Genomic DNA, 12,606 nt, shown 5'->3' with positions numbered 1-12,606 from the left:
TTACGATCTCAACCTTTTGACCAGAGCGGATCTGGAGGGCGGCACCTGGGTGGCCGTGAATGTGTGGAACGGCTCGAAGGACAGCGAGGTCGATGTCTCCATCAACGGCGGAGCGCCGATCGAGGCAAAGCGCACGCAGGACGGCGAAGGCGAAGCCAAACGCTCGGGCGTCGAATATGCCGACCCGCTGGCATTGGCGAAGCAGTCGACCAACGGCCGGATCGCCTTCAAGTCGGCCCGCAACAAGACCGACACCGACGGCTTCACCACCTGGACCGGGGTCGAGTGGCAGGGCGTTCCCGGCCCGCTGCAGGGCTGGATGCTGACCAGGAGCTCGCATCACCTCTGGCGTGCCGACCTGCCGGCCGACCTGCCGGCGGGCGTCCATACGCTCACCGCGCAGACCACCGACCGCCACGGCCGGACATTCGACCACACGATCACCTTCGAGGTGGTGGAAGAGATGCCGCAGATGACCTGGCAGAAGGACCTGTGGAACTGACGGAACAGGGCTCTTCCCGCACGCGGGAAGAGCCGAACCGGTCAAGCATCGAATTTCAGCGTTTTGAGATGGCGCTCCGCCACACTCAAAAAAAGATGCTTGACCGGATTGATCGAGCTCGCAGCTGACACGATCAGCCCGATTTTGTATTCGCCGAGCGCCTTGTGCGACAGCTTGGCGGTGAACAGCGCATTGGTGAAGATGTGGGTCGAAAGTTGGATCGAGAGGGATGCCATCTCCTGGTCGAGCAGCGAGTGGCCGGCGCGCGCGTCTATCGTTCGCACCAGCGGGTAGGCCGACACCTCGTCCACCGTCACGCTGCTGCGTTCCGCAAGCGGATGATCCGCCCACATGATCAGGCCGAACGGCGCCGCGCGTTCCGCGAAGACCCGCGCATCCGGAATGCATACTCCTCCTCCTCCGGGGTGGTGCAAAAAACGCACCACCGCTGGCTGTTTTCGCTTCTTCTTGCCTCACCCAATTCCCGATATAAGTCAAGCTGGGCGTAAAATGCCGCAAAGGCCGAACACAAAGACGCCCTCCGAGGCGGGTATCGAACTGGAGACCTATCCCGACTGATTTCGGGCGAACATATCCATCCAGCCCAGCCCGTCCAGCGTCCCTGCCCGCGGGGGCCAACCGCACAACCGCGGCGGTCAGGACCCGCCCGTCGATCTCTCTTTCTCAGGGACGAAAGCTTCCACCGGAGCGGACACATTGTGCAGATCGAAATCGCCCAACGAGCGCAGGGAACCGCTGCTGGCATCGGCGATCGCCTTTGTGGCAACCACGTCGTGGCCGAGACGTTTACCGAGATCCCCCAGTCTTGCCGCGACATTGGCCGCGGACCCGATCACCGTGAAATCCAGCCGCTCCTCCGAACCCACATTTCCGTAGGTGACGTTGCCGAAGGCGAGGCCGACCACGCACCGCACCGAAGCATCCGAGATGGCAGCCCCGCTGTTGATGTCATGATCGATCCTGCGTGCCGCGGACAGGGCCTGACGGCTCGCCAGCGCCGCATCCTCGCCGGCCGGAAAGATCGCAAGTACCGCATCGCCGATGAATTTCAGCACCTCGCCGCCATTGTCGTTGACGATCCGCGTGGTCGTCTCGAAGAACCGGTTGAGCAGGACCAGATAATCGTCCCGGCCCATGTCCTCCTCCAGCCTGGAGGAACCGCGCAGGTCGCAGAACAAAATAGCGGCATCGATCCTGTCTCCGTCGCCGCGCCGGATCTCGCCCCCAAGCACACGCGCGCCGGTCCGCTTGCCGAGATAGGTTTCCAGGAGGGACGAGGCATTGTCACGAAGCGTGAACACCTCGTAGAGCCGGCTGATCACGGACGCGCACTCGAAAACAAGACCCAGATTGGCCGTGGTGAAGCCGTCCGGATGATCGCAGGTCAGCGTCAGGACATTGACCTGCCCGTTCGAGAATTGCAGTGGCATGGCGACATAGTCCGTCGCGCCCTCGGCCTTCAGTTCCTCCATGATCGGAAAGCTGAACTCGGCGTCCTCGCTCAGAAGGTTCTGCCGCACGCCGCCCAGACCGTTGGTCACGTGCCGCATCGGGCTGTTGATGAATGACGGATGATTGTGAATGTCGTAGCTGGGTGTGTAGGTCTGGACCTGATCGTCCTTCTTCGTCCACACATAGTTCCGCCCGGCGATCATCGGATGCAGCGACCAGATCAGGACACTCATACGCGATACCGCGATGCCGTCTTCGTTGAACTTGTCGGCAATGGCCTTAGTCAGTTCCTCCGGCGAACCGCAAAGCCAGGCCTCGCGCATGATCCAGTCGATGGTCGGCCCGGATATGTTGCCGTCGTCAATCGCGCCGGCGCCGTCTTCCTCCATCTCGATCGTATCGAGAATATCGGGCATGAAGCCCACATAGCCCTCGATATCGCGGGATTCCGGCAGCGCGGTTTTGTAGCACCAGGCAGCGTTCTCGAATATACGACCACCCACCTCCACATCCCAGTAGGTCGCCGTCCCCTTGAAGGGACAGAATGTCCGGTGGTCGCTGGTGGCCAGCAGTTTGACCGCGACATCCTTCAACGGAAAATAGACGACGGAGGGCAGCCGCGTTTCATGCATCATCTTTGCATCGCGGCTCTCGGCAAGAACGACATCGCCGCATTTGGCGACGGTCCTGCCGGCAAGCGGCGTCACCGCCAGACGATAACCGAGCGTTTGTGTATCCGCATGCACTGTCATGCCCTAAACATGGTTGTCGAAGCGGGAAAATCAAATGGCGGCATGCCCTGCCGTTCCAAATCCGTTCGCGCCTGACGACCGTCCACGCTCAGCGCCTCGGTCCGCGGGCGTCTGCCCGATCCAGTGGTCATTCATCTCTTTCAGCACCCGGTTTTCCTGCTGCAGCCGCATCCAATAGTTCAGATAGTCCGCGATGCCGTCCGCATTGGGAGGCATGAGATAGGCGAACAGAAAATGAAAAGTCGTCAACGAATTCACAACACTGCACCGATGTGTTCCCACACACCGTCAGGCCCATCACCAACCAAAGACCTGTCCTAACGGTTGCGGCGCATTCCGGCGACTTCGGCCAGCACCACATTGGCCGCGTCGAGCACGTTGGAGCCCGGCCCGAAGATTGCGGTCACGCCCGCATCCTCCAGAAACCCGTAGTCCTGTTCGGGAATGACACCGCCGCAAATGACGATGATGTCCTCGCGGCCGGCCGATTTGAGCTCGCCGATCAGTTCGGGCACCAGCGTGCGATGACCGGCGGCCAGCGACGATACGCCGATAACGTCCACATCGCCTTTGATGGCCCGCGAAGCGACCTCGGGCGGCGTCTCGAACATGTCCGACAACTCCACGTCAAAACCCATATCGGCAAAGGCCGTTGCGATCACCTTGGCACCGCGGTCGTGGCCGTCCTGACCCATTTTCGCGACCAGGATACGCGGCTCACGCTGCCGCTGCGAGCGATAGTCCGCGATCTTTTTCTGGATCAGCTCATACTGCGCATCGCCCTTGTAGGCATCGCCATAGACGCCGGATATGACACGCGTGGTCGCCTTGTGCCGCTGAAAGGCGCGCTCCATCGCATCCGATATCTCACCGAGGCTGGCCCGGGCCCGGGCCGCTTCCACGGCAGCCTCCAGCAGGTTGCCGCTGCCGGAGGCGGCAGCATCTTCCAGCGCCTTCAACGCGTTTTCGCAGGCTTTCGGATCCCGTGTCTCGCGGATTTTCTTCAGCCGCGCGATCTGGGCATCGCGGACCTTGGCATTGTCGATTTCAAGAATGTCGACCTTCGGTTCGTCGTCGAGCCGGTACCGGTTGACGCCGACAATCACATCCTCACCCTTGTCGACCCGCGCCTGACGGCGCGCCGCGGCCTCCTCGATGCGCATCTTCGGAAGCCCCTGCTCCACCGCCTTGGTCATGCCGCCGAGGCTTTCCACCTCCTCGATCATCCGCCAGGCCTCGTCCGCCAGTTCCTTCGTCAAAGCCTCCACATAGTAGGACCCGCCGAGCGGATCGACCACATTGGTCACACCGGTCTCATGCTGCAGGATAAGCTGCGTATTGCGGGCAATGCGCGCCGAGAACTCCGTCGGCAGGGCGATCGCCTCGTCGAAGGAATTGGTGTGCAGCGACTGCGTGCCGCCAAGAACCGCGGCCATTGCCTCGAACGCGGTGCGCACGACATTGTTATAGGGGTCCTGCTCGGTGAGCGAGACACCCGATGTCTGGCAGTGCGTGCGCAGCATCTTCGAGCGTTCCGACCTTGCGCCGAAATCGGTCATGATGCGCGCCCAGAGCTGCCGCGCGGCGCGCAGCTTGGCCGCTTCCATGAAAAAGTTCATGCCGATGCAGAAGAAAAAGGACAGCCGGCCGGCAAAGGCGTCGACGTCCAGCCCCTTGCTCATTGCGGCGCGGACATATTCCATCCCGTCGGCGAGCGTATAGGCAAGCTCCTGCGCCAGCGTCGATCCCGCCTCCTGCATATGATAGCCGGAAATCGAGATCGAATTGAATTTCGGCATCTCGCGGGCCGTGTAGTCGATAATGTCCGCCACAATCCGCATCGAGGCTTCCGGCGGATAGATATAGGTGTTGCGGACCATGAATTCCTTGAGGATATCGTTCTGGATCGTGCCTGACAGCGCGGCACGCGCAACGCCCTGCTCCTCGCCCGCGACGATGAACATCGCAAGGACCGGAATAACCGCCCCGTTCATCGTCATGGAAACCGACATCTGATCCAGCGGAATCCCGTTGAAGAGGGTTTTCATATCCTCGACGGAATCGATGGCGACGCCGGCCTTGCCGACATCGCCCAGAACCCGCGGATGATCGGAATCATAACCCCTGTGCGTCGCCAGATCGAAGGCGACGGACAGTCCCTTCTGACCGCCCGCGAGGTTCTTGCGATAAAATGCGTTGGATTCCTCGGCCGTCGAAAACCCGGCATACTGACGCACGGTCCACGGCCGGCCCGCATACATGGTCGCGCGAATCCCGCGGGTAAAAGGCGCAAAGCCCGGCAGTTCATCGCCAGCCTGCCGGGGAAGATCATCCGCCCGATAGAGCGGCTTGATGGTGATGCCCTCCGGCGTCTCCCAGTTGAGGCTCGACGGATCCGCGCCCTTCAATTCCTTGCTCGCAAGGTCCAGCCAGTCTCTGTTTGCATGGGTCATGGTCGTATCCTCATGGCGCGGGATCGGGTCAGGCCTCGAACTCCATAATCACCTCATCGACGGCAAGGCTGTCCCCGACGGTGACGGGTATCTTTGCAACCTTTCCTGTCCTCTCGGCGCGCAGCACATTTTCCATCTTCATCGCTTCGACAATGGCAAGGGACTGCCCCTCCTCCACCGTTGCACCCTCTTCCGCATGCAGCGCGACAACGAGGCCCGGCATCGGGCAAAGCAGCATGTTCGACGTGTCAGGCGGCAGTTTTTCCGGCATCAGCGCGGCAAGTTCCGCCACCCGGTTCGGCAGAACCTGCAAGATTTCATCGGCGCCGCGGTGGCGAAGCCGGTAACCGCCGGGAACCCTGTCGACCTTGAAGGCCGACGACTTGCCGTCAATGGACACCAGGGCCAGCGTTTCGCCCGGCTGCCAGGCGGTTTCGAGGCGCATCGGGTCCGATGCCGCGATCGCGACGATGAAAGCGTCGCAGTCACGCGAGACGGTCGCCCGCTCGTTCTCGCGATCCCGCCGGATCGTGCGTTCCAGCGAAGCAACGCCTGAGCCCTGTGCGAACCGGCCGCTCGCGGTCTGCGCCTGACGTTCGGCTTCAATCGCATCGAGCATCATGGCGACGGCGGAAAGATCGGCCGCAAGCCGGCGGTCGGGTTCGACGCCGTTGAAACCATCCGGATATTCCTCGGCGATGAAAGCCGTCGTGATATTGCCGGACCGGAACCGGTCATGATCCATGACAGCCGACAGGAACGGGATGTTGTGGCCGATGCCCTCGACCTCGAAACAGTCCAGCGCATCGGCCATGCGCTCGACCGCCGCATCGCGGCTGTCCGCCCAGGTGCAAAGCTTGGCGATCATCGGATCGTAGAACATCGATATCTCGCCGCCCTCGAACACGCCGGTATCGTTGCGAACGATCTGGCCGCCGCTGTCCTCGCCTTCCTGCGGTGGCCTGTATCGCGTCAACCGTCCGATCGACGGCAGGAAATTGCGGAACGGATCCTCCGCGTAGAGGCGGCTTTCAATGGCCCAGCCGTTCAACGTCACATCGTCCTGCGTCAACGACAGCGTTTCGCCGGCGGCCACGCGGATCATCTGCTCGACCAGATCGACCCCGGTGATGAGTTCGGTCACGGGATGCTCGACCTGAAGCCGCGTGTTCATCTCAAGGAAATAGAAATTGCGGTCCTTGTCGACAATGAACTCGACCGTCCCGGCGCTCGCATAATCGACCGCCTTCGCCAGCGCCACCGCCTGCTCGCCCATGGCCTTGCGGGTCTCTTCATCGAGGAACGGCGACGGCGCCTCCTCGATGACCTTCTGGTTGCGCCTCTGGATGGAGCACTCCCGCTCGCCCAGATAGATGCAGTGACCCTTGGTGTCGGCGAGCACCTGTATTTCGATATGGCGCGGTTCGGTCACGAACTTCTCGATGAAGATGCGATCGTCACCGAAACTGGACGCGGCCTCCGACCTGGAGCGCTCGAAGCCCTCCCGCGCCTCCTCGTCGTTCCAGGCGATCCGCATGCCCTTGCCGCCGCCGCCGGCGCTTGCCTTGATCATCACAGGATAGCCGATTTCGGCGGCGATGCGCGCCGCATGATCGGCATCGTCTATCAGGCCCATGACGCCGGGAACCGTGGACACGCCGGCCTCGGCCGCAATCTTCTTGGAGGTGATCTTGTCGCCCATCGCCTCGATCGCACCGGGCGGCGGGCCGATGAAAGCAATACCCTCCTTTGCGAGCCGTTCGGCAAACTCCGCCCGCTCGGAAAGAAATCCATATCCGGGATGTACCGCCTCGGCGCCGGTCTGCTTGCAGGCATCGACAATCCTGTCGATGACAAGATAGCTTTCGGCCGCGGCCGCCGGCCCGATAAAGACGGCCTCGTCCGCCATGTCGACATGCAGCGCGTTGCGGTCCGCATCGGAATAGACGGCAACGGTGGCGATGCCCATGCGCTTTGCCGTCTTGAATACCCGGCAGGCAATCTCGCCTCGGTTGGCGACCAGGATTTTCTTGAACATATGCCCGTTCCCCCGCCTAAAGCGGAATATTGTCGTGTTTCCTGACCGGCGCGCTGGCCTGCTTGGTTCTCAGCAGCTCAAAGGCGCGCAGCACACGTCGCCGCGTCGAATGCGGCATGATCACCTCGTCGATGAAGCCGCGTTGGGCGGCGACAAACGGATTGGCGAACCGGTCCTCATAGTCCTTCGTGCGCTGGGCGATCTTGTCGGGATCGCCGAGTTCGGAGCGGTAGAGGATTTCCGTTGCGCCCTTGGCGCCCATCACGGCGATCTCCGCCGTCGGCCAGGCATAATTGACATCGGCGCGGATATGTTTCGAGGCCATGACGTCATAGGCGCCGCCATAGGCCTTCCGGATGATGACCGTCACCTTCGGCACCGTCGCCTCGGCATAGGCGAAAAGCAGCTTGGCGCCGTTCTTGATGATGCCGCCATATTCCTGCGCGGTGCCCGGCAGGAAGCCCGGCACATCGACCAGCGTCAGGATCGGGATGTTGAAGGCGTCGCAGAAACGCACGAAGCGGCCGGCCTTCTTGGCGCTGTCGATGTCGAGACAACCGGCAAGCACCATCGGCTGGTTGGCGACAACGCCGACGGTCGATCCGTTGAGGCGCACAAAGCCGCACAATATGTTTTTCGCAAAGTCCTTCTGGATCTCGCAGAACTCGCCCTCATCGGCGATTTTCACGATCACCTCATGCATGTCGTAGGGCTTGTTCGGATTGTCCGGAACCAGCGTATCGAGGCTCTTTTCGATCCGGTCCGCATCGTCCGGCGTGTGCCGCACCGGCGGCGCTTCCCGGTTCGAGAGCGGCAGGAAATCGAACATGCGGCGCACTTCAAGCAGCGCCTCGACATCGTTTTCGAAGGCTCCGTCCGCAACGGACGACTTTTTGGTATGCGTCGAAGCGCCGCCGAGTTCTTCCGCCGTCACCACTTCGTTGGTGACGGTCTTGACCACATCGGGACCGGTGACGAACATGTAGCTCGTATCCTTCACCATGAAGATGAAATCGGTCATCGCCGGCGAATAGACCGCCCCGCCGGCGCATGGACCCATGATCACCGAGATCTGCGGGATGACGCCGGATGCCTGGACATTGCGCCAGAACACCTCGGCATAACCGCCGAGCGAGGCGACACCCTCCTGGATACGGGCGCCGCCGGAATCGTTCAGCCCGATCAGCGGCACGCCGTTCTGCATGGCAAGATCCATCACCTTGCAGATTTTCTCCGCATGCGTTTCGGAAAGCGATCCGCCGAAGACCGTGAAGTCCTGGCTGAACACGTAGGCGGGGCGCCCGTTGATGGTGCCCCAACCGGTGACGACCCCGTCACCGGCAACCTGCTGGTCCTGCATGCCGAAATCGCTGCATCGATGGGCCTTGTACATGTCGTACTCCTCGAACGATCCCTGATCGAGGAGCACATCCAGTCGCTCTCGCGCCGTCAGCTTGCCTTTGGCGTGCTGCGCATCGATGCGGCGCTGCCCGCCGCCCAGATGCGCCTCACGCCGCTTTTCCTCAAGCTGCTCGATGATCTCAAGCATCAGGCGGAGTCCCGGGACCGCAGAAACGACCAGGCGGCCGGGAAAATCAGGGCCGCGAGCGCCGCCTTGAAGACGTCACCGAGAATGAACGGGTAAAGACCGAACTCAAGGACAGGCTTGTCCCAGCCGATCAGACCGCCGAGCCACAAGAGACCGGGCACATAGATGATCGCCGACCCGGCAAGCGCCGCAAGAAAGGCAAAGAACACGTTGCGGTCCCAGCCGCGCTCGGCGAGCCAGCCGGTGAGACCGGCAGCAAACAGGAAGCCAAGCAGGAAGCCGCCGGTCGGACCCATCATATAGGCAACGCCGATTCCCTTTTCCGGCGTACCGGAGAAGACGGGCAGACCGAGGGCACCTTGGATGAGATAAAGGCCGACGGCCATCATGGCCATGCGGGAGCCGAGCGCCAGCCCGAGCCCGACCACAACAAGCGTCTGCATGGTCATCGGGACGGGAAAGAACGGCACGGCGATTTTGGCCGAAACAGCCAGAAGGATTGTTGCGAATATGACGGTCAGACCGTCGCGCAGAACCGGGTGGCTACGGCCTGCCGAAAGGGTTGCATAAAGTGTCATGGATTGTCTCCCTGAAAAGCGCTGATTGTGGGACGTGCCATCATGTACCCTGTCGGGGAGTTTGGCAAAAGGCTTGAATTAGCAACAAAGTTGATTTAGCTAAATTTGCAAATTTTATTTTGCAAAGTTGTGAACATGCGCGCACGCAAGCTCTTTATCGGCCGTAACATCCGCCGAATTCGCGAAGAGACCCAATTGACCCAGGCCGCCTTCGCCAAGCAACTGGGCATTTCAACCAGCTATCTGAACCAGATCGAGAACAATCAGCGTCACGTCACCGCGCCTGTCCTCCTGGCGCTCGCGGAGAATTTTTCCGTTGATATCGCCAGCCTTTCGGAAAACGACAGCGACCGGCTGCTGGCGGATATGGTGGAGGCCATCGCCGATCCGCATTTCAAGGGACAGCAGCCTTCAGCGCAGGATCTCAAGCTCGTCACCCAGAACACGCCGTCGGTCGCCCGCGCCTTCCTCGCCATGCATCAGGCGCTGCGCCGCGCCGGGGAACAGCTTGCCGAACTCGACGACACGCTGGAGCGATCGGGCGGCCTGAATGAACCGACGCCCTATGAAGAAGTGCGCGATTTCTTTCACTATATCGACAACTATGTGCACGAGCTTGATGTCTCCGCCGAACGACTCGCACTGGAATTGCAGGGCTCAACCCGCAACCGGGTGCGCGCGCTGGCCGATCACCTGGAACGGGAGCACCGCGTCCGGGTGACCATGGGCGGCGCCGCGACCGCCGCCGGCACGATCAGACGATATGACCCTGTGTCGCGTGTCTTGAGCGTCAATCCGCGCGCCGAACACTCTACCCATGCCTTTCAGCTGGCGCACCAGATTGGCCTGCTCGAACATACCGATACGATTTCCTCAATCATCGGGAATGCTCAGTTCCGCACCCAGGACGCCGCAGCAGTGTGCCGGATCGGCCTGGCCAACTATTTCGCCGGCAGCGCGCTCCTTCCCTATGGCGAGTTCCTGTCGGCGGCGGGAGAACTGCGTCATGACCTGCAGCTGCTCGCCGATCGCTTCGGCGCAAGTATCGAGCAGGTGGCGCATCGCCTCAGCACGCTTCAGCGCCCCGGAAACAAGGGCATTCCATTTTTCTTCGCCCGCGTCGATCAGGCCGGCAACATCACCAAACGGCACAGCGCCACCAAGCTGCAATTTGCCCGTTTCGGCTCCGCCTGCCCGCTGTGGAACGTTCACACCGCTTTTGCCACCTCGACCGGCATTCTTCGCCAATTGGCCGAAACGCCGGACGGAGTGCGGTATCTGTGTCTGGCAACGGCGATCAGCAAGCCGAGCGGCGGTTTCCGCGACCCGGTCCAGCGCTATGCCCTGGCCTTCGGCTGCGAGATCAGGCATGCCGGCGCTCTGGTCTATGCCGATGACCTCGATCTTGCCAGTGAAACGGCCTTCGAGCCGATCGGCATCTCCTGCCGCATCTGCGAACGCACCGACTGCCACCAGCGCGCCGTACCGCCGCTGAAGCGAAAGCTCGCCGTCGATCCGAACACAAGAGACACAATTCCCTACAGCTTCGACTGAACGAAATCAGAAGTTCAGCGAGATGTCCCGGTGGTCCGAGGTGCAGGACGCGACATAGAGAGCCTGTTCGCGTGTCAGGCGACGCTGCTGGCGGATACCGATCGTCGGCTTCAGCATGTCCACATAGGTCGTGAGGCCCGGCTTGAGCGCTGTCTCGGCCTTCTCGCGCCAGACAAGCTGATCCCTGTACTCATCAACCGCCTTCTGGATTTCGGCCAGCGCCTTCTCCTTGCTTGGCGTCTTGGAGCGAAGCGCACGTCGCGCCCTGGAAAGATCCGACTTGATATCCGATGCGCCCTCGATATCGCCGAACTTCTTCGAAAGCTCATCGAGCGGTTCGACCATGTCGGCCGGTTCATTATCGGAGACCTGCCCCGCAACGGCCTCGATCTCGGGGCCGAGTTCCTTGAACGCATCGAACGAATTGAGGCTCGCCAGCAACGCCGCAACCGGCTCATAGGCGTTGGCGGACGTCTGGAAATACTGCCTGTCGATATTGTTCCTGGCGTCGATGAGTGTGTCGTAATCGGCATAGGCCTGATCCCAACTGTCGGGAATGGTGGCGTCGAGCGCATCGCGCTCGTCCTGCAGCACCGCGAAGCGCGCTTCAAGCCTTTCCTTCTGCGCTGCCTGCGACGGGTCGCGCGCCCTCTCGATCAGAACCTCAAGCTCCTCAAGGCTTTCGTCAATGCCGCGAATATCGGCTTCGATCGCCCGGACCTGCGTATGCAGCGGCCTGAACCCGCCCGATGCATTCTGCAGGGCCTCTTCGGCGGACTCGCGTTCGTCAAGCAGGGTGATCGCCGCCGCGACATTGCCGAAACTGCCGGTGACCGATTTCGAAAGCTTGTCCGGCAATATGCCATAATCAAGCTGGCGCGCGGTGTCGACGGCAGCCAGCAGCGTGCCGCGTGTTTCTTTAAGTTCCGCGCTCAAAAACTCGCCGACACAATAGGTCAGCCGCGGGTTGCGCGGCGGCGGCGCCGTTTCGGAAAGCAGCGCGACGCGGTTCGGCAGATAGTTGACCAGTTGCGGCACCATTCCGACGATCACCAGCGCAATAAGCTGGATACAGATAAACGGAACCACGCCCTTGTATATCTGCAATGTCTTGACCGCAGCCGGTGCCACGCCCCGCAAATAGAACAGCGCGAAGCCGAAGGGCGGCGTCAGGAACGACGTCTGGATGTTGAGACCGATCATCACGCCGAGCCAGACGGCCGTCACGTTGGCGGACGGATCGGCAAGCAGGATGGGTGCCACGATCGGGACGACGACAACCGCGATCTCGATGAAGTCGAGGAAGAAGCCGAGAACGAAGATCACGGCCATGACGATGATGAACTTGGTCCAGAAGCCGCCGCCGATCCCGTTCAGGAATTCCCTGACCAGATGCTCGCCGCCAAAGGCACGGAAAGCCGCCGTCAGGATCGCCGCGCCAAGCAGGATGATGAACACCAAAGACGTGGTCTTGGCGGTTTCGATCATCACGCCCTGCAGCGTGTTTTCGATCTTGAAGGCGCGCCAGCCGCTCCAGATAAGCCCGATGCAAAGCCCGATCACACACAAGGTCGCCAGGACGACCCCGGTCATGTCGGCAGCCGTGTCGATGCTTTTGATATTGGTATCGAAGTTGGACAGGATGAAGGTCAGGACGATCAACGAAACGATTGCCAGGATCGCCGGATAGTAAGCATCGCGCTCGCC

At 61.5% G+C, this 12,606-nt stretch carries 10 protein-coding genes; 2 read left to right on the top strand and 8 right to left on the bottom strand.

Annotation, left to right across the window (positions count from 1 at the left end; all coding sequences use genetic code 11):
* The coding region (locus AC5E6N_RS19535; protein WP_491749384.1) for a calcineurin-like phosphoesterase C-terminal domain-containing protein at positions 1 to 502 on the top strand (502 nt) is incomplete at its 5' end.
* 41 nt (positions 503 to 543) lie between these two features.
* Here the strand turns inward: AC5E6N_RS19535 and AC5E6N_RS19530 are convergent.
* The 7 genes from AC5E6N_RS19530 to AC5E6N_RS19500 form a co-directional block, all read right to left on the bottom strand.
* On the bottom strand, positions 544 to 948 hold the full coding sequence (locus tag AC5E6N_RS19530; RefSeq protein ID WP_491749383.1) for a type 2 periplasmic-binding domain-containing protein: 405 nt from the start codon (positions 946 to 948) through the stop codon (positions 544 to 546).
* A 210-nt stretch (positions 949 to 1,158) separates the two neighbouring features.
* The gene (locus AC5E6N_RS19525; protein WP_491749382.1) at positions 1,159 to 2,727 is read right to left on the bottom strand and encodes a DUF427 domain-containing protein; all 1,569 of its coding nucleotides are present in this window, start codon (positions 2,725 to 2,727) and stop codon (positions 1,159 to 1,161) included.
* Positions 2,728 to 2,757: 30 nt separating this feature from the next.
* Positions 2,758 to 2,976, bottom strand: coding sequence for a hypothetical protein (locus AC5E6N_RS19520; RefSeq protein WP_491749381.1), 219 nt, complete (start codon positions 2,974 to 2,976; stop codon positions 2,758 to 2,760).
* Positions 2,977 to 3,044: 68 nt separating this feature from the next.
* Positions 3,045 to 5,180: a methylmalonyl-CoA mutase gene (gene scpA / locus AC5E6N_RS19515; RefSeq protein WP_491749380.1), complete on the bottom strand. Its 2,136-nt coding sequence runs from the start codon at positions 5,178 to 5,180 to the stop codon at positions 3,045 to 3,047.
* A 28-nt stretch (positions 5,181 to 5,208) separates the two neighbouring features.
* Positions 5,209 to 7,218 carry an acetyl-CoA carboxylase biotin carboxylase subunit gene (locus AC5E6N_RS19510; RefSeq protein ID WP_491749379.1) on the bottom strand — a complete coding sequence of 670 codons (2,010 nt, stop codon included), beginning with the start codon at positions 7,216 to 7,218 and terminating at the stop codon, positions 5,209 to 5,211.
* A gap of 16 nt (positions 7,219 to 7,234) precedes the next feature.
* Positions 7,235 to 8,767 carry an acyl-CoA carboxylase subunit beta gene (locus AC5E6N_RS19505; RefSeq protein WP_491749378.1) on the bottom strand — a complete coding sequence of 511 codons (1,533 nt, stop codon included), beginning with the start codon at positions 8,765 to 8,767 and terminating at the stop codon, positions 7,235 to 7,237.
* Entirely contained in the window at positions 8,767 to 9,345 is a 579-nt protein-coding gene (locus tag AC5E6N_RS19500) for a biotin transporter BioY (RefSeq protein WP_491749377.1), read from the bottom strand. Before AC5E6N_RS19500 ends, AC5E6N_RS19505 begins: the two co-directional genes overlap by 1 nt.
* Positions 9,346 to 9,480: 135 nt before the next feature.
* On the opposite strand from AC5E6N_RS19500, the gene AC5E6N_RS19495 reads away from it, so the two are divergent.
* Positions 9,481 to 10,899, top strand: coding sequence for a helix-turn-helix domain-containing protein (locus tag AC5E6N_RS19495; protein WP_491749376.1), 1,419 nt, complete (start codon positions 9,481 to 9,483; stop codon positions 10,897 to 10,899).
* Between the two features lie 6 nt (positions 10,900 to 10,905).
* Here the strand turns inward: AC5E6N_RS19495 and AC5E6N_RS19490 are convergent.
* A partial coding sequence (locus AC5E6N_RS19490; RefSeq protein ID WP_491749375.1) for a TRAP transporter large permease subunit occupies positions 10,906 to 12,606 on the bottom strand: 1,701 nt, incomplete at its 5' end.

This window comes from Hoeflea sp. (genome assembly GCF_984452065.1).
This window is presented reverse-complemented; position numbering and strand designations above follow the sequence as displayed.